This is a genomic window from Marinobacter sp. V34, from assembly GCF_055524115.1.
On sequence record NZ_JBUPZY010000001.1, the window covers coordinates 576,422 to 592,854 of the forward strand.

General features: G+C 54.7%; 18 protein-coding genes. 7 read left to right on the top strand and 11 right to left on the bottom strand.

The window, feature by feature from the left end:
- The first annotated feature begins 7 nt into the window (after nucleotides 1-7).
- From AC0B60_RS02725 to AC0B60_RS02750, 6 genes are all read left to right on the top strand, one after another.
- A complete protein-coding gene (locus tag AC0B60_RS02725; RefSeq protein ID WP_465083794.1) occupies nucleotides 8-850 on the top strand; it encodes an ABC transporter ATP-binding protein in 843 nt (280 codons plus the stop codon).
- A gap of 245 nt (nucleotides 851-1,095) precedes the next feature.
- On the top strand, nucleotides 1,096-1,485 hold the full coding sequence (locus AC0B60_RS02730; RefSeq protein WP_465083796.1) for a GtrA family protein: 390 nt from the start codon (nucleotides 1,096-1,098) through the stop codon (nucleotides 1,483-1,485).
- Complete coding sequence (locus tag AC0B60_RS02735; RefSeq protein WP_465083797.1) at nucleotides 1,469-2,497, top strand: glycosyltransferase family 2 protein; 1,029 nt, start codon at nucleotides 1,469-1,471, stop codon at nucleotides 2,495-2,497. Before AC0B60_RS02730 ends, AC0B60_RS02735 begins: the two co-directional genes overlap by 17 nt.
- Nucleotides 2,481-3,977 carry an ArnT family glycosyltransferase gene (locus tag AC0B60_RS02740; protein ID WP_465083799.1) on the top strand — a complete coding sequence of 499 codons (1,497 nt, stop codon included), beginning with the start codon at nucleotides 2,481-2,483 and terminating at the stop codon, nucleotides 3,975-3,977. The genes AC0B60_RS02735 and AC0B60_RS02740 overlap by 17 nt, the downstream gene beginning before the upstream one ends.
- The gene (locus AC0B60_RS02745; RefSeq protein ID WP_465083801.1) at nucleotides 3,967-4,689 is read left to right on the top strand and encodes a response regulator transcription factor; all 723 of its coding nucleotides are present in this window, start codon (nucleotides 3,967-3,969) and stop codon (nucleotides 4,687-4,689) included. Before AC0B60_RS02740 ends, AC0B60_RS02745 begins: the two co-directional genes overlap by 11 nt.
- Complete coding sequence (locus AC0B60_RS02750) at nucleotides 4,686-5,975, top strand: sensor histidine kinase (protein WP_465083802.1); 1,290 nt, start codon at nucleotides 4,686-4,688, stop codon at nucleotides 5,973-5,975. The genes AC0B60_RS02745 and AC0B60_RS02750 overlap by 4 nt, the downstream gene beginning before the upstream one ends.
- 42 nt (nucleotides 5,976-6,017) lie before the next feature.
- Here the strand turns inward: AC0B60_RS02750 and AC0B60_RS02755 are convergent, their stop codons facing one another.
- On the bottom strand, nucleotides 6,018-8,012 hold the full coding sequence (locus AC0B60_RS02755) for an LTA synthase family protein (protein WP_465083804.1): 1,995 nt from the start codon (nucleotides 8,010-8,012) through the stop codon (nucleotides 6,018-6,020).
- A gap of 340 nt (nucleotides 8,013-8,352) precedes the next feature.
- Between AC0B60_RS02755 and AC0B60_RS02760 the strand changes: the two genes are divergently transcribed.
- Nucleotides 8,353-9,078: a substrate-binding periplasmic protein gene (locus tag AC0B60_RS02760; protein ID WP_465083806.1), complete on the top strand. Its 726-nt coding sequence runs from the start codon at nucleotides 8,353-8,355 to the stop codon at nucleotides 9,076-9,078.
- A 22-nt stretch (nucleotides 9,079-9,100) separates the two neighbouring features.
- Here AC0B60_RS02760 and AC0B60_RS02765 read toward each other — a convergent pair whose 3' ends face one another.
- The 10 genes from AC0B60_RS02765 to AC0B60_RS02810 all read right to left on the bottom strand — a co-directional run bounded on the left by AC0B60_RS02765 (nucleotide 9,101) and on the right by AC0B60_RS02810 (nucleotide 16,395).
- Nucleotides 9,101-9,721, bottom strand: coding sequence for an SCO family protein (locus AC0B60_RS02765; RefSeq protein WP_465083808.1), 621 nt, complete (start codon nucleotides 9,719-9,721; stop codon nucleotides 9,101-9,103).
- The gene (locus tag AC0B60_RS02770) at nucleotides 9,718-10,560 is read right to left on the bottom strand and encodes a cytochrome c oxidase assembly protein (protein WP_465083810.1); all 843 of its coding nucleotides are present in this window, start codon (nucleotides 10,558-10,560) and stop codon (nucleotides 9,718-9,720) included. Before AC0B60_RS02770 ends, AC0B60_RS02765 begins: the two co-directional genes overlap by 4 nt.
- 25 nt (nucleotides 10,561-10,585) lie before the next feature.
- Entirely contained in the window at nucleotides 10,586-11,236 is a 651-nt protein-coding gene (locus tag AC0B60_RS02775; RefSeq protein ID WP_465083811.1) for a DsbA family protein, read from the bottom strand.
- A gap of 102 nt (nucleotides 11,237-11,338) precedes the next feature.
- Nucleotides 11,339-12,247 carry a cation diffusion facilitator family transporter gene (locus AC0B60_RS02780; RefSeq protein WP_465083813.1) on the bottom strand — a complete coding sequence of 303 codons (909 nt, stop codon included), beginning with the start codon at nucleotides 12,245-12,247 and terminating at the stop codon, nucleotides 11,339-11,341.
- A gap of 415 nt (nucleotides 12,248-12,662) precedes the next feature.
- A complete protein-coding gene (locus AC0B60_RS02785) occupies nucleotides 12,663-13,241 on the bottom strand; it encodes an SCO family protein (protein WP_465083814.1) in 579 nt (192 codons plus the stop codon).
- An 11-nt stretch (nucleotides 13,242-13,252) separates the two neighbouring features.
- Nucleotides 13,253-13,765 carry a copper chaperone PCu(A)C gene (locus tag AC0B60_RS02790; protein WP_465083816.1) on the bottom strand — a complete coding sequence of 171 codons (513 nt, stop codon included), beginning with the start codon at nucleotides 13,763-13,765 and terminating at the stop codon, nucleotides 13,253-13,255.
- Nucleotides 13,762-14,484: a cytochrome c biogenesis CcdA family protein gene (locus tag AC0B60_RS02795; RefSeq protein WP_465083818.1), complete on the bottom strand. Its 723-nt coding sequence runs from the start codon at nucleotides 14,482-14,484 to the stop codon at nucleotides 13,762-13,764. Before AC0B60_RS02795 ends, AC0B60_RS02790 begins: the two co-directional genes overlap by 4 nt.
- An 80-nt stretch (nucleotides 14,485-14,564) precedes the next feature.
- Complete coding sequence (locus AC0B60_RS02800) at nucleotides 14,565-15,242, bottom strand: DsbA family protein (protein WP_465083820.1); 678 nt, start codon at nucleotides 15,240-15,242, stop codon at nucleotides 14,565-14,567.
- Nucleotides 15,239-15,673 carry a disulfide bond formation protein B gene (locus AC0B60_RS02805; protein WP_465083821.1) on the bottom strand — a complete coding sequence of 145 codons (435 nt, stop codon included), beginning with the start codon at nucleotides 15,671-15,673 and terminating at the stop codon, nucleotides 15,239-15,241. The genes AC0B60_RS02800 and AC0B60_RS02805 overlap by 4 nt, the downstream gene beginning before the upstream one ends.
- Nucleotides 15,670-16,395, bottom strand: coding sequence for a cation diffusion facilitator family transporter (locus AC0B60_RS02810; RefSeq protein WP_465083822.1), 726 nt, complete (start codon nucleotides 16,393-16,395; stop codon nucleotides 15,670-15,672). The genes AC0B60_RS02805 and AC0B60_RS02810 overlap by 4 nt, the downstream gene beginning before the upstream one ends.
- Nucleotides 16,396-16,433 lie beyond the last annotated feature (38 nt).

Below are 16,433 nucleotides of genomic sequence, written 5' to 3' on the forward strand. Positions count from 1 at the left end.
ATCCTCCATGTTACGAACCGAGCATCTCTCACTGGCATACGGCGACAAGCCGGTTGTGGACAACATCTCGCTGGCCATCCCCGAAGGCGGGATTACCTGCCTGCTGGGCCCCAACGGGTCCGGTAAGAGTACCTTGCTGAAAAGTTTTGCGGGCCTGCTGCCGGCCCGGTCCGGTCAGGTTTACCTGGACGACCGGCCGGTTGGGCAATGGGACCGGGGCAAGCTGGCTCTCAGGCTCGCCATGCTGCCTCAGAAACCCATTGTGCCTGATGGCATCCGGGTTCGGGATCTGGTCGCACTGGGCCGTTTTCCCCACCGGAAATGGTGGCAGAGAAACCTCACCACCGACGACAACGCAACCTTCGAAGCCATGGCCATGACCGGGGTTTCGGATCTTGCGGACCGACCGGTGGAAGCACTCTCCGGAGGGCAGCAGCAGCGGGTATGGATCGCCATGGCCCTGGCCCAGGAAACCGACATTCTGCTGCTGGACGAACCCACCACGTTTCTGGACTGGGGCTACCAGCTGGAAGTACTGGAATTGCTGTCCAAGCTGAATCGTGAACACGGGTTAACCGTGGTGATGTCACTCCACGATCTCAACCAGGCGGCGCAGTTTGCGGATCGGATTGCGGTGCTCGCAGGTGGCAGACTCGACACTATAGGTCGCCCCTGGGAGGTGATCACCGAACCCCTGGTCAACCGGGTGTTTCGGGTACAGACCAAAATCACTGTCGGGCAGGATGGTCGCCCGTTCTGTTCCGGGTTTGCCGGCTCTCTCAACGACAAGTCGCCAGAGAGTGACAAGGGCCTGACACCAGCTGATACCGTCCAGAGTGAGACAGGCTAGTCTGGCTGCTATTTCCAGACTCGGTTGTCGGCAAAGTTCACGCTCCACACAGCTCCGTCGCTCCCGACGGTAACTCTCGTTGCGATATGGCCCGGGTTATCTGGCTCACTGCCGATACGGTGAGATAGTCCCTTTACTTTGACACTTTCTTGACGAAACCTCCACGCAGCCCTCACAACGGGCGGGCTAACCTTTGTACCCATCGTTTGTCCATCTTTCCCGGGTTCAATATGGTTGCGCACGTCATGCACAAACGCCTATCTCTCCAACTAAGGGGGTTTCTTACCGCTGGCGGTCTGGCCACGCTGTTTCATTGGTTTGTCATGGCAGGACTGGTCGGTGCCGGACTTGAACCCACGCTCGCCACAGCGGGTGGAAGTTTTTCCGGTGCGGTAATGAACTACGGGCTTCAGCGCCATCTGGCTTTCCGTAACGCCGGCCCCCACAGGTCCACGGTATGGCGCTACCTGGCGTCCTGCGGCCTCGCCTGGTTTTGCAACCTGGTTTTTTTCTACATGCTCAATCACGCCCTTGGCCTGCCAGTCATGCATTCTCAGGTGGCTACTACCGGCCTGGTAGCGGCATTGAACTACGTGGTCTATCAGAGACTGGTGTTTTATGAACAGAGATACTGAACATTCCGTCGGCCGCGCAGGCCGAAGCCTGGTGTCGGTGGTGGTGCCCGTTCTCAACGAGCGAGTGATGCTACCGCTATTCCTTGAGCGTGTTCTACCGATTCTCGCTGCACTCGACGAGCATCACGAGATTGTATTGGTGGATGACGGCAGTGAGGATGGTAGCGCCGGATACATCCGTAGCCAGATCGTGCGCAATCCCGGCATTCGCCTGGTTAAGTTAAGCCGGAATTTCGGCAAGGAGGCCGCAGTAACGGCGGGGCTGGAGCATGCAAGAGGTGACGCAGTGATTGTGCTGGATGCCGATCTGCAGGACCCGCCTGAGCAGATACCGGCTATGATCGAGTGCTGGCAATCCGGTACCGACGTTGTCTTGATGCAGCGCCGTTCCCGCTGTGGGGAAACCATTCTCAAGCGCTGGAGTGCCCACCTGTATTACCGGTTGTTGAACCGGACCAGCCGGACCGATATCCCGGTAGATACTGGGGACTTTCGGCTGATGAGCCGCAGGGCGGTTGATGCGTTGCTTACCCTGAAGGAGCGCAACCGCTACATGAAAGGGCTGTTTGCATGGATAGGCATGCCAACCCAAGTGATCCAGTACGACCGCGAACCAAGAGCAGCCGGGGAAACAAAGTGGGATTACCCCGGATTGGTCGGGCTGGCGCTCGAAGGGTTGACCTCGTTTTCAGTATCACCACTGCGCTGGGCGACAATCATCGGGCTTATTGCCGCAAGTATCGGCGGGATGTTCGGGCTGTGGATTGTGGTCAAGGCCATGATGTTGGGGGATGCTACCAGTGGTTACCCGTCACTTGTCGCCATTATCAGTTTTCTGGGAGGGATTCAGTTGGTGAGTATTGGCATCGTCGGGGAATACGTTGGCAAGACCTACCTGGAAGCGAAGCAGCGCCCCGTCTATCTGACGGAAGATGTGGTGGAAAATCCGGTTGGCGAGAGTCGCCAGGTCGGCGAAAATCCGGTGGAGACGCGTCATGTCAAAGCGGTTTAGCCTTTGGCTACTGGTGCTGGCAGCTGTGTTGATCAGCCGGTTTATCGGGATGGCATTTTTTCCCTTCGCCGACACTACCGAGCCCCGCTACGCGGAAATCGCTCGATGGATGGCCGAAACCGGCGACTGGATTACCCCCTGGTTTGAGCCCGGTGTGCCGTTTTGGGGAAAGCCACCATTGTCTTTCTGGGCCCAGGCGGTGGCTATCAAGGTGCTGGGTATCTCGGAATTCTCGCTGCGTTTGCCGTCCTGGCTGGCAACCATTGCCACGGTATGGCTGGTTTGGCGTTTGGCGCGGCAGATCTGGGATGTTCAGGCGGCGAAATGGAGTAGTCTGGTCTTTGCCACCATGGCTCTGACCTACATCAGTGCCGGCGCGGTAATGACGGATTCTTTTCTGGCCCTCGGAACGACCCTGGCTCTGGTCAGCTTCTGGCTGGTGATGTCGGGTGAACGCGGTCTTTGGCAATGGTTTTTCTTTATAGGAGTGGTCATCGGGTTGCTCTCGAAGGGCCCGCTGGCTGTTGTGTTGATCGGAATTCCAATAGTTTCGTGGCTACTGTTGTCCCGGCAGGAGGTCGGCAGTTTACGAAAGCTCCCTTGGTGGAGAGGGGCAGTATTGACAATTCTTCTGGTCGGTCCGTGGTATGTGCTGGCGGAACTTAAAACGCCTGGATTTCTGGACTATTTTATTGTCGGCGAGCACATTCGACGGTTTCTGGACCCGGGGTGGGCTGGCGATCTTTACGGCAGTGCGCATGACCAACCAAAAGGTATGATTTGGGTATTTTGGCTGTGGGCGTCGTTCCCCTGGGGCGTTGTTGCTCTGGCGGGCTTGGTTGCTGGCTGGTTTCAAGGCCGGGGTTCAGACGTCATACGCAACGCCGTCTCGGTCTCCGGCCCGTGTTTTTTGCTGATGAGCGCCTTAGCCCCGATGTTGTTCTTTACGGTTGCTGGCAATACGCTCTGGACCTATGTTCTGCCCTCGTTGCCATTTACGGCCCTCCTGATCGGGTGTTGGGTAGCGGAACTGGAATCTGGTTGGTTGTTTCGGGGACGGGTCGTTATGGTGGGGCTCGTTCCCCTCTTACTGACCGTTTTCGTGGGCGTGGCGGCGACAGGCTGGGAGACACTGAAAACAGAAAAAAAACTGGTACTCTACTATCAGCAGACAAGAAAGACCGATGACAGCCCATTGCTCTATCTGGACGATATCCCTTTTTCGGCCAGGTTCTACTCGCAGGGAGCGGCTCGGGAGGTCACGGAGGAAGGCGTGATCGATATGCAACAAAAAGGCGACTATCGACACCTTTATTTGGCAGTTCCCCGAGACTGGTCTGCCCGGCAGGTAGCTGAGTTAACGGGGTCGGCTACCAGAGTCCTTGAAAACCGCCGCTACCAATTGCTGGCAATTGAGGTTTTGCAGGGGGATCAGCAACCCGTCTCTGACGCCAGTGGAGTTCGCTTGAATGACAGCTAACAGGCCGCCTATCAGATTGCTGATTGTGGAAGATCAGGTTGACCTTGCGGAAAATCTGTACGAGTTTCTGGGCGAAGATCACTACTCTCTCGACTTCGCTGCTGACGGTTTGACAGCCCTGCACCTTCTGGCCACGCAGAGTTATGATGTTGTTGTTCTTGACTTGATGCTGCCTGGGGTTAATGGGTTTGATATTTGCCAGCGCATTCGTCAGGACCTGCAGTGCGCGGTTCCTGTTATTCTGATGACCTCCCTCAGTGCTCTGAGCGACAAGGAAAAAGGGTTCGATTGCGGTGCGGATGATTATCTCGTAAAACCGTTTGAACTAAGGGAACTGCAGTTGAGAATCGAAGCGCTTCATCGGCGTCATTCGCCACAGAGGCCGGTTCTTCAAGCGGGGGAGATCCGGTTTGATCCAGGCACGTTGGAAGTCCGGTTCAGGGAACTGAAGACGGTGCTAACAGGTACACCAGCTCGCCTTTTCGAACTGCTGATACGCGCGTATCCAAATTTTCTCAGTCATGAGGCGCTGAGTGATGCTGTTTGGGGAGGCGCTCGGTATGGGGATGCCGAAGGCAACAGTTTGCGCACCCACATCTACACCCTTCGACGATCCTTGCACTCACATCTTGGTGCCGGCCTGGTAAAAACGGTCCATGGACGGGGTTACCGCCTTGAGTCTCCAGAAGACGAGGACCGGGATACAGCATGAAGTCATCGCTGACCACTCGCCTGACCCGAACCTTATTCGCCCTTATTGCTGCCACTGCAGCGGCATCCCTGTTCATTGTTGAACAGTTTGTTGATGACGTTGAAAACACCATTCTGGATCTTGAACTGAAGGCCGATGCGGAGTATTTCAAGGACCAGCTCCGCAAAGGTCAGTTCAGGCCCGTGAAAACGGCACGACTGGAAGCCATCTTCCTGCCCGAGGGAGACATGGAAGCGGGTCTGCCTCACTACTTTCAGACTCACAACCTGCCACTTTCCCGGGAGGTCGAGGTGGGTGAGACGACGCTGCTGATTGTCGGCGAGCAGGTGAAAGAGCCCGAGGGCAAACTCTTCCTGGCCCAGGACATTACCATCATGGAGAACCGTGAATACCTGGTTCAGCTTGTTCTGGTCTTTGTGGCGGCCGGTATGCTTCTGGTCGGCTATTTTATTGCCCGTGCGGGTGCCCGGTATCTGGTGCGGCCATTCAGAAAGCTCATTCGTGAGGTGCTGGGCACGGAGCCTGGGTCTGCAATGCCAAGAATCTCGACCAATTACCGAGACCAAGAGTTTTGCGACATTGCCGACGCATTCAACCGCTTCCTCTCGGAACTTGAACGACATATCCAACGGGAAAAATCCTTTGTGAAACTGGCCAGCCATGAACTTCGCACACCTCTGGCTGTGATGAGTGGTGCCCTGAATGTGCTGGAGCAACGCCAGAGTCTCTCAGCGGCCGACCAGAAAACCCTGGGCCGGATACGCCGTGCCATGCAGACCATGCGCGACGATACGGAAGTTCTTTTGGAACTCGCCCGTAGTGAGACGTCGAGCGACGGAGCCAAAACTATCCAGTTACAGGAGATTGTGCAGAATACAATTGATGATCTGGAACAGGGCAGCCCAGCCCAGGCCGGTCGTATCACGGTATTCGATGGGTATCCGGATCTGAGAGTCAGGGCGCATCCTGTCCTTGTGCGTATGTTGCTGCGAAATCTTTTGCAGAACGCCCTGCGACATACGCTATCGGCTGTTGAAGTTCATATCCTGCCGGACGGAATTCTGATAAAGGATTTTGGCTCAGGGCTTCCGGATACGGTGGCAGAGAATCTCAGTTTGTCGAGCGTATCGGGGGAGGGACTAGCCAAAACGGATCAACTAAACAACACAACCTTCGGCTTGCTCATTGTCCGTCTGGTTTGTGAGCGGCTCGGTTGGGAGCTCAAAATTTTACAGTCAGATGACCGTGGTACTGAATTCCAGGTTGAGATCGACACCCTGGTTTGATGCCATGTTCGTTAACGATGTCTCGTGAGGATTAGGCCCGGGTTATTCCCCGGGCAAGCCATAGGAGCGATCGCTGTATAGTTTTAGTGGCAGAAGAGCGTGGGCCAGTGCTTTTCTGACCTGGTTCTCATTCGGCGCCTGCTCCAGGTATTGAGTCTGCCCTGTTTCTCTGGAATACACGCCCGCTATAGGTGCCTGGTCGGGTCGCAACACAGTGACATTGAAGCGGTTGTCCATCCAGGCGTAATAGTCGTTAAACTGCATGATCGCTCGACCGGGAGCATTGGGGAAGGCTGCCAGGTCATGTCCCACCAGCGGGTGCTCTGCAGCAACGCCCATTAGCGAAAGAAGCGTTGGCGCGAGATCGATCTGGCTGGCGACGGTCTGAATTCGTCGGCTTTCGATATCGGCCCCCAGAATCAGCCCGGGAATCTGAAAGTTTTTGATGGGTACCAGCTCACTGCCCCAGACTCTGGCGTCGTGATCGGCAACGATCATAAACAGCGTATCCTTCCAATAGTCGCTGTTCCGGGCAGATTTTATGAACTTACCCAGGGCATGGTCTGCATATTTGACAGCATTGTTAACGGTGTTTTTCTCCTGATCGTACGGTTCAATACGTCCGTCAGGAAATTCAAACGGCGTGTGATTGGAGGACGAAAAAACCAATCGGAAAAAAGGTTCCCCCGACGCATGGAGTTGTTTGAGATCTTGATGGGTCTTTTCGAACAGATCTTCATCGCTGACCCCCCAGCTTCCGGTAAACGTGGGGTCCTGATAATCCTGTTGATCAACAATCGTGTCGAAGCCATTACCGGTGAAAAAGCTGCGCATGTTATCGAAATGGGCTTCGCCACCATAGATGAAACCGGTGTCATAGCCTTTTCTCTTCAACAGTTCCCCGAGCGTAAAAAAATCGGTCTGTGATAGCGATAGCTTAACCACGCTGCGTGCCGGGGAGGGTAGGAAACCAGACACCACTGCTTCGATGCCGCGAACCGATCGCGTGCCCGTCGCGTACAGGTTTTCGAACCACCAGCCAGAGTCCTTCAGCGATTCAAGCTGGGGAGTTACCGGTCTTCCGCCCAATGATTCCACAAAAGTCGCACCCAGGCTCTCCTCAAGTACGATCACCAGATTGAGAGGTCTTGCGCGCTTTCTTGCTGGGGTTTGGTGATGCAACGTCGGAAACTGCTCGGACCTGAACTCGATATCGCTGAGCCATGGCTCGTTCCGTACCTCATCCAGCATGGCTGGCATTGCCATTGAGCCATAGCTGTCACTGGCGTCTGCTTCGTGCTTGAGATTATAGATCGCGAACGCAACTGACCAGGTTGAGTTTAGGATCAGCGAATTCACAAGAGCGTCGGAGGTCAGCGCAAACATGGCGGGGTTGGCGGGGCGGTGGCCTGTTGTGGAGCGAACACTGATAAATACCGCCAACACCACCACGGGCCATAACAGTAAGGCTTTGCGGTAACTGCCGGGCTTGGTTTCGTGTAGCCATGGTCGCATAAAACGGGTGAAGAGTAGGGTAAGCATTACAACCAAAAACACGCCCGACAGTACAGTGGGTAAATATCCTTCCCAAAGCATGCCTAGCACTTCGCGGGGATAATTCAGGTATTCGATAAACAGACGGTTGGGCCGGGTATCGTATTCAGCGATGAAAGTTGGCGTGGATACTTCCATGAACAGGAACGAGAAAACGACAACCAGGGCCCATATTGCTGTCAGGCGCTTCCAGATTGTCCAGCAGTACCGGTGGCCAAGAAATGGCAGAATCAACACCATCGGTGCTGCCACCAGCCCGGCCATGATCAGATCTACCCGCAAGCCGTGAAAAAAAATATCAGGCCACACAGGAGTCGCAGCAACACGATCAAATTGCCACAGTACAAGCAGTACCCGGGACAAGCCCCCAAGGAGAAGAATTGTGCTAGTGAGCATCAATATTGGTGTGTAGGCACCGGCCCATTTGAAGCACTGGTATAACCGGTCGGGCAGGGAGCGATTCTTGAAGAGAAATGAAGTCATGACGGCACTCTTGGGTAGCATTTCTGGAGGAGTGCAGGGTAGAGGTGGTTTCGTCAGGGGCAGATCATGGAAGTATCAAGAATTTGTCAAATTTACACATGCTGGTTCTGCAAACCTGCTAGCGGCATACACTGCGTTGCCGGGCGCTGGGCACAAAGAAACCATCGAGCGTTTTCTGACTATTTTGGATGTCTGGTGAAATTCGAGCAGCCGGAGACGGTTTGTTGCTGGACCGTCTGGGGCCGATGGCCTGAAGCGTTGTGGTGATCTGCAAACTGTAATTATCGGTTGCTAATCGTCTAAACTGGTTTTATATGTTCTCCATCTTAGGGAGTCGAAGATGATTCCTCGCTTTGTATTATTTCTGACGTGTTTTTTAGCGGCCGGCGAGGGCTTAGCAGAGGAACGAACCGTAACCTTGGTAGGGGACGAGTGGTGCCCTTTCAATTGCAAAGAGCATCCGGAGCACCGCGGCCTCCTTGTGGAAAGGGCGGCAGACGCGCTGGCCGAAGAAGGGATTCGAGTTGAGTATTATGAGATCCCCTGGAGCAGGGCGATCATTGAGGTTCGAAATGGGCACTATGATGCGATAGTGGGGGCAGGTCTATTGGAAACACCGGATTTTTATTTTCCGACGGAACCATTAGCGATTGCTCGACACAGCTTTTATACGCTTCCTACCTCAAACTGGAGGTATCACGGGCTTGAATCACTGCAGGCGGTACGCATTGGGGTGATTCAGGATTACTCGTACGGCGGCCTGTATGAGGACTATATTAAAGCAAACCGTAACGATGAAGACCGGATAGTCACTCTAAGAGGTGATAGGGTTTTGCCTCGTCTTATAAAAATGCTCAAGCTGGGCCGTGTCGATGCGTTGGTCGCAGAGGAACGAGTGCTGAATTACCACTTCAAGTCGAGAGAAGAAAGAAACCCGTTGAGATATGCCGGGCTTGCCAACAAAGAAGATCTGTACATTGCATTCTCACCCGCGTTGGATGATGGCGCTGAATTGGCGGAAGCCCTGGGCCAAGGGTTCATCGAAGCCGCCCTCGGTGTCGATTGAACCAAAAGGCTTTTGTCTGATGTCAGGTGTCCTCCTGAACAAGCGCTACAAGGTCATCGCGAATCTCTTGGGCGCTCAGGTCTGGTCGAATGAGTAGCCGCGGATTGCCCTCGCGATCAAACACATAGACCGCGCTGCTGTGAGAAACTGCATAGTTGCCGTCCGGGTCCGGTTCCTCATAGCCAAAAGTAGTTCGGTATCGTTTGGCCAGTTCGCGAAGTTGAGGTTCTTTTCCGGTGAGCCCCACAATATTGTCACCAAAAAAATCCACGTATTTTGCGAGGCGCTCAGGCGTATCACGTCGAGGATCGACACTCACGAACAAAGTGAGTACTTCTTCCTGAAGCTTTGGGTCCAGGCCACTGGTTGCCTGATTGAGTTTTTGCAGCGCCGTCGGGCAAACATCGGGGCACGAGGTAAACCCGAAAAACAGCATCCTCACGCGGCCTCTGTAATCATCCCCTGAAACAGGGGTGCCCTGGCTGTTGATTAAATCGAATTCCAGCTCGGGCATCAGGCCACTGATGTTTTTTCCATGCCAGCCCTCATCGTTGCTAAAGCAACCAGTCAGCAGTGTGGATACCACCAGCAATGAAATGGCCGGTAGGGTCTTAGTGCGATGTCGCCAGAAACGGGTGCTCATGACGCTGTTTCCTTCAATTTTTTGGAATGATTGGTGTATTTCCCATCTTCATGCATGGCGCGACGAAGGATAAGCAGAATACCGAGGATGCTCATCATGGCCGGTGGTATGTAGGTCAGCATGCCTCCAAGGAGTTGGTCGACTTCCGGGTCCAGGGGCCAGGCACGGCCACAGACTTCGTAAACGTCGTAAACCATGTCTCTGGAAAATACGATCCATGCGCCCAGAAACATCTGGAGCACGCCTGCCGCAGCCAGAATCAGCATGCGTTTGCCATACCCCAGCGATGAGGTGATGGCGGGCGGTCGCGGGTCAAAGATCAGCCACCAGAACAGCAGGCCATCCAGCAACATGCTCCAGTTCATGATCCAGTACAGATCCCGGCTGAGCATGGCGTCAAAATGAATTGACGGCCAGAGCCAGAAATAGATAAGCCCCACAAACAGAATCAGGGCGATCAGGGGGTATTGAAGCACTTGATACACCCAACCCACTGGCCTGAAGCCTTTTTTCAGGCTGGGTGTCATTTTGGCGTGCCAGAATCGCATCACTGGCAAGGGGTTCGACAGGGCGATGAGGATCGGGCCGATATGGTGAAGAATGAGATGCTGGCCGCGATGTACGAAGAACATATACTGGGCGTAGTAGTCGAAGCGGGTTTGCATGACGCCATAACAGATCATTACGCCCAAAACGAATGCGAAAATTCTCAGCACGCCAGGCCGATCTTCATCGGGCATTCGCAGAAGACCAACGCCGTAGAATCCCAACACAAGCATGTAGCTCAGCACGGTCAACGGCGAGAAATCGTAAGGCAAAAGGTAGTCTAGCAGTGACATGGCATTACCGGATAGGTGGTGTTGTTCAGTTCAGCGCATCAACTTCTGACTTCACCAGATCGTACAGTTCCTGTGGTCCCAGCTTGCTCAGCTCCTGACCATTAACATAGAACGTTGGTGTACCCTTTATTTTGACGCTCTGAACATCGCCCATATCCTGCTTGATAATTTTATCAATGTCAGGTGAGTCGAGCTGGTCGCGAGCGAGATCTACGTCTAGCCCAGCCGACTCTGCTGCTTCCCAGGCCGCTTTCACTTTTGGGTCATCATGCCATTGGGGCTGTGATTTCACGACTGCATCAAGCACGGGTTTGTAAACACTCTGCATGCGCGCTGTCTCAAGAATTCTCACGGCTTCTTCCGAACCGCCGTGAAACAACACATAGCGCAATACCAGACGCACGTCATCAGGGTATTCGGCGAGAATCTGTTTCACATAGGGATACATGGCCCGACAGCCCTCGCAGGAGGGATCAAAAAACTCAACGATCGTGACCGGGGCGTTTTCCGGGCCAATGACCGGCGAATAGTCTCTGACCAGAGGGGGCTTATCGGCCGTGGTGTCCCGAGTGGTGCTATCCCTCGCATCCTGGGGGCGTTCATAGAACAAAAAGGCAGCGCTGAACGGAATCAGGCTCAAGGCAATAAGACCCAGAGCGAGGGTGCGGTTTTGCATGCAAAATCTCCGAAGGTTGAGTGTCTGCGTTTTATGCTTCAAATGATTGAGTGAATTGGCAACTGAGAAAGAGCATCGTTCCAAACAGCTCTATTGCCAGCACTATTGCACCACGCAGTGAGCTTTGTTCGGGCATCGATCATCCCCTCGCTCCCATTGGATGGTCGTATGCTGGATGCCAAAGTGCTCGTTGAGCATTTCAGCGGCTTCACTAATGACCTGATCGTCGCTCTCAGGGTCCGGTTTCACCAGGTGAACGGTTAGCGCATTTTCGGTCGTACTCAATGCCCATATATGGAGGTGATGGGCAGATTGTACACCGGGTAAATTCTCAAGGCGTTCATGGACCGCGGAAGGATCAATGCCCTTGGGTACGGCATCGACCGCCAGCTTTACCGAGTCCTTCAATAGCTGCCAGGTGCCCATGAAAATCACAACGGCAATGATAAGGCTGACGATCGGGTCAATCCAGGTCAGGTTGGTAAACATCAGTATCATGCCGGAGATCACAACGCCCACCGAAACCGCCGTGTCTGCGGCCATGTGCAAAAAGGCGCCCCGGATATTGATGTCGCCTTTCTGCCCTTTGAGAAACAGCATCATGGTGGCGCCGTTAATCAGTACGCCAATGCCAGCAACCACTACGATGGTCAGACCGGCGACGTCGGCGGGATCTGTCAGTCGTTGAATGGCTTCCCAGGTAATGCCACCGACAGCGGCGATCAGAATCAGAGCGTTAAAAAGAGCCGCCAGGATGGTGGTCTTCTTTAAACCATAGGTCTTGCCGTATGTTGCTGCCTTGCTGGCGAGCCAACTGGCCACCCAGGCCAGAATCAGTCCCATAACATCGCTCAGGTTGTGACCGGCATCGGCGAGCAGTGCGAGCGATCCGGACACAACGCCGTATACCGCTTCGATGACGACAAACAGGGTATTGAGAATCACCGCAATGGCAAACGAGCGGTTGTGGGTGTCGAAATGATGGCTGTGATCGTGACTGTGGTCGTGCATTTCTGCCTCTATCAGCGAAGATTGATCCACAGTTATGAACCCTGTAGCAACTATAGGGTCAAATGTTGGCGGCTGGTTTCTCCTTGAATGAATGGTGGCGGGACCCTCCTGAAGGGCCCCGCGCTCACAACTCAAGCTTTTTATTAGTCCGCTGCCGTCGCATTCTGCGTACTTCCGTGGTCAGCATTGATGGCATTACGGAGAAGTTCAACCATCTCTGGGCTGTGCCAGTTCTTTGGGCCTGTTAGGCGTGCAACTTCATATCCATCTCGATAGAGCAGCACATATTGAGTAGCACAACTTTGCCCATGAATGCCTCCCGGCTCAGTGTTTCTTCCGCGTCATGCTTGAAAAATTCGCCATAAATCTAACCTGTAGTGTGATCCTTGAAGGGGGCGTGCGGTACCCTCAAACGCTAGCTGACTTCGGAGAGCTGCCGTAGATCCGCAACAATCGCGTCCACTGGGTCGCTGGCTCGGATCAAAAGCCGTATGTCACCTTCGCGATCGAATGCGAACACGGCACCTGAGTGCGAAACGTCATAATTGCCGGATTCATCCTTATCGCCGTAGCTGTAAGTGGTGCTATACCGGTCTGTAAGCGCGTCAAGCTCTGCTTTATCGCCGGTGAGCCCGATGAACTGCGGCCCGAAAGCATCGGTGTAGCTGCGTAGCGTCTGCGGATCATCCCGCGCTGGATCGACCGATACGAACAGGACCTGCAGATCTTCTCTTACTTCTTCATCCAACTGCCTTGCGGCACTCGCGAGCTGTGCGAGGGTAGTCGGGCAGATATCCGGGCAGTTCGTAAAGCCAAAAAAGAGCAATGTAGGCTTACCAAGGTAGTCGTCGGCGTTCACCGCACGACCATTTTCATCTGTGAGCCTGAATTTGAGTTCAGGCATCGCCCCCGGGATATGGGTAGTCTGCCAGGTCTGTTCGCCACAGCCAGCCAGCAGTAATACAGTCAGTATGAGAAAGAATTGCTTACCCATCTATTCACCTCCTACATAGCCGCTGGAGACACGGCCTTAAATAATAGTGACAGACGCTGCCCATCTGCGAAAACGAGCGTTATTGGCACCTCATCTCCCAACTCGATCGGGCTCCGTCGCTTCATCAGCATGAGATGGTAGCCCCCTGGCGAGAACTCAACAGCGCTTCCCGCCGCAAGTTCAAGTGTTGGCACGGGCTCCATGCCTGACATTCCGTTGTTCTGGGTGCTCTGATGCATTGTCACCTGTTCAAAAGCCGGGCTCTCTGCTCTTACCAAGGTCACAGATCCGCCGCTTGTGTTGCCCAGCCTGAAGTAACCGGCAGCAGGCAGATCGCCAGGCAGCAGCCTCAGCCGGGCATCCGTTACCTTGAGATCGGCTGCCAATACCGTGGCAGACAAAACACAAACCAGAAGTCCGCATAGCAGTCTTTGGTGAATAAGCCCCATTTTTTCCTCCTGGTGATTATAAAGGCCCAGCCCAAACAGATTCTTAAGGTAGAACGTCCTGAGTTCACGGTTCATCCCAGCCTTCCGAGTACCGGAAATGTGGATAACATCCATGATGCGAACCGGGTCATTTGACCGGTCAGCACCATTACCCCCATAACGATCAGAACCAGCCCTGCCAGAATTCTCAGTGACTGACTCCAGCGGCTCATCCAGCGCACTCGCGCCCGGAACTTTTCGATGAAGAGGGTCGTTGCCAGGAATGGAAGTGCCAGGCCCATGGAATACACGGCCAGGTACAGCATGCCGGTCTCGGCATTTGCGTGGGTGGAACTGAGCGCCAGGATAGCGCCCAGTATCGGACCGATGCAGGGTGTCCAGCCGACGGCAAAGGCCAAACCGAGAAGAAACGCTGCCGTGGGCCGTCCCCCCTCAAGAGTTTGCCCAAAGCGCCAGTCGCGCTGTAGTGCGGGCAGGCTCCACCAGCCCAGCATAAACAGCCCCATCAGCACGATCAGAATACCCGCCACCAGGTTGGCTTCCCGACGGTAGGCCATCAACCACTGACCGAGCAGACTGGCGCTGGCACCAAAAGCGATGAAGACCACGCTGAACCCGAGGACAAAACAGATGCTGAGCCACAGAGCTTTCAGTCGATTCGAACTGTCTGTGACGGTGCCGCCCGTCACGACCGAAAGATACCCCGGAACCAACGGCAGAGTGCAGGGAGAGAAAAAAGACACCAGGCCGCCAAAAAAAGCAGCCAGCATTCCCCATGTCGCAAGATCAGGCATTTCCGTGATTCCTCAATTCGCTGAGTTCGGGAGGAGGTCGAAAGCGTCAAGCCACCCCTGTTTCACTCGACGGCAATGGACTATTGCTCTGCGTCCGGGAGCGACTGCTGAACAAGGCGCAGTAGCGGTTTGGCACCAAACTCCGTGAGTCGGCGGCCATTCACGAAAAAGGTCGGGGTGCCCCGAACACCGATGGTTTCTACGTCCTGCATGTCCTTCTCAAGGATGGCGTTTATCCGTTCGGATTGCATGTCTTCACGAGCTTTGGCCAAGTCCAGACCTGCGGCCTCGGCTGCCTCCCAGGCCTTAGCAACCTCCGGGTCATCGTGCCAGTCAGGTTGCGCCTCCAGTACTGCGTCAAGCACCGGTTCGTAGACGTTTTGCAGGCGAGCGGCTTCCAGAATCCTGGAGGCTTTCTCAGAGCCCTGGTGGAACAGTGTGTATCGCAAAACCAGGCGCACCTGTCCTGGATACTCAGCAAGAACCTGTTTCACGATGGGGTAGAACGCCCGGCAGGCTTCACAGGAAGGGTCGAAGAATTCAACGATGGTCACCGGTGCATCGGCAGGCCCGAATGTGGGCGAATGGAAGCGAACCAGAGCCTGTTGATTTGCGACCGGTTGGGCAGTGGCGATGGGCTTTTCACTGGTGGTCGCCGTTTTTTGCGGCTGCTGGGGCTGTGGCTTGAACAGGACAGCGGCCCCAAAGGCTGCGACCAGCAGTAGACATACAACAATAACGATGACACGACGATTCATGAATGAATTCTCCGACGGATAAGCAAAAGCAGAACGATGATGGCAACAAAGATACCCAGTGACAGGAATGGTAGCGGCAACCCGCCGAAAATCGTCATTCCGTCACCTGAGCAGGAAGGACCTGTGGCTGTGCAGGGCTGAATAGGCTGTGGAATCAGCCCAATGTAAAGCAGCGAGTGGGCCAGTGCGAATAGGGCGCCAATGACCGCAAGGGGCAGAGCGTAGCGCCAGACGTTAAAATCCGAGTAGTAGCAGGCGACTGCGAGAATCACCGCCAACGGAAACATGAAGGCGCGCTGAAACCAGCACAGAACGCACGGAGCCTGCCCGAGAACTTCCCCGATGTAGAGGGCTGAAAGCGAGGACACCACGGCCAGAAGCCAGGCCGTAAGCAGCAGGCACCATGGGACTACCTGGTCATTGTTGGTCACCTGGATTTTCCTCCGGATTCACTGGCACAGGTGCTTTGCGATGACGAGCAGCAGCTGTCTCCAGTGGTGTCGGCCTCAGTTTTGTCCGATTGATTGGCAGTTTCAGCGCCACCGGCACGCCATTCCTCCATACCTTCACGGATGACATGCCAGGCGGAGTGCAGGAAGAGCGCGGCAATAGCGAGGCCCACAACGATATCGGGCCATAGAGTATTGGTGACGGCGACCAGTCCAGCAGCAATGATCACACTGCTGTTGGCGAACAGATCGTTTCTGGAACACAGCCAGGTGGAACGCATATTGAGATCGTCCGCGCGATGGCGGTAGAGCAATGCGAAACAAACGCCATTTGCAAGCAGTGCAAGGACGCCGACCGCTCCCATCCAGTCAGCAGCGGGTACCTCCTGAATTAAGATCTTACGTATCGCATCGGCCACGACAACGATACCGAATAGCAGCATAAAGCCGCCTTTAAACAGGGCCGCCCCAGCGCGTGCGCGGCGGCTTCGGTCCAGCACAAAGAGTGTCAGCGCATAGACAGACGCATCGCCGAACATATCCAGCGAATCGCCCAGTAGGGCAGTGGAGTTTGCAATCCAGCCAGCGCTGAACTCCACAAGAAACATCACCGCGTTGATGGCAAGCGCAATGTAAAGCACCCGGCTCTGACTCGCTCTCAGTTGTGCCAGTTCACCGGCCTTGTTTTCACAGCAACTGTCCACGATGAACCCTCCTAAAACTTGCAATGTATCGATATACT

Bases quoted from the DNA above. Each gene is read 5' to 3' on its own strand.
- AC0B60_RS02795 (WP_465083818.1), bottom strand. From the start codon at position 14,484: ATGCCTGATCTTGCGACATGGGGAATGCTGGCTGCTTTTTTTGGCGGC.
- AC0B60_RS02775 (WP_465083811.1), bottom strand. From the start codon at position 11,236: ATGCAAAACCGCACCCTCGCTCTGGGTCTTATTGCCTTGAGCCTGATT.
- AC0B60_RS02800 (WP_465083820.1), bottom strand. From the start codon at position 15,242: ATGAATCGTCGTGTCATCGTTATTGTTGTATGTCTACTGCTGGTCGCA.
- AC0B60_RS02740 (WP_465083799.1), top strand. From the start codon at position 2,481: ATGTCAAAGCGGTTTAGCCTTTGGCTACTGGTGCTGGCAGCTGTGTTG.
- AC0B60_RS02785 (WP_465083814.1), bottom strand. From the start codon at position 13,241: ATGGGTAAGCAATTCTTTCTCATACTGACTGTATTACTGCTGGCTGGC.
- AC0B60_RS02780 (WP_465083813.1), bottom strand. From the start codon at position 12,247: ATGCACGACCACAGTCACGATCACAGCCATCATTTCGACACCCACAAC.
- AC0B60_RS02750 (WP_465083802.1), top strand. From the start codon at position 4,686: ATGAAGTCATCGCTGACCACTCGCCTGACCCGAACCTTATTCGCCCTT.
- AC0B60_RS02730 (WP_465083796.1), top strand. From the start codon at position 1,096: ATGCACAAACGCCTATCTCTCCAACTAAGGGGGTTTCTTACCGCTGGC.
- AC0B60_RS02725 (WP_465083794.1), top strand. From the start codon at position 8: ATGTTACGAACCGAGCATCTCTCACTGGCATACGGCGACAAGCCGGTT.
- AC0B60_RS02770 (WP_465083810.1), bottom strand. From the start codon at position 10,560: ATGTCACTGCTAGACTACCTTTTGCCTTACGATTTCTCGCCGTTGACC.
- AC0B60_RS02765 (WP_465083808.1), bottom strand. From the start codon at position 9,721: ATGAGCACCCGTTTCTGGCGACATCGCACTAAGACCCTACCGGCCATT.
- AC0B60_RS02745 (WP_465083801.1), top strand. From the start codon at position 3,967: ATGACAGCTAACAGGCCGCCTATCAGATTGCTGATTGTGGAAGATCAG.
- AC0B60_RS02760 (WP_465083806.1), top strand. From the start codon at position 8,353: ATGATTCCTCGCTTTGTATTATTTCTGACGTGTTTTTTAGCGGCCGGC.
- AC0B60_RS02790 (WP_465083816.1), bottom strand. From the start codon at position 13,765: ATGAACCGTGAACTCAGGACGTTCTACCTTAAGAATCTGTTTGGGCTG.
- AC0B60_RS02735 (WP_465083797.1), top strand. From the start codon at position 1,469: ATGAACAGAGATACTGAACATTCCGTCGGCCGCGCAGGCCGAAGCCTG.
- AC0B60_RS02755 (WP_465083804.1), bottom strand. From the start codon at position 8,012: ATGACTTCATTTCTCTTCAAGAATCGCTCCCTGCCCGACCGGTTATAC.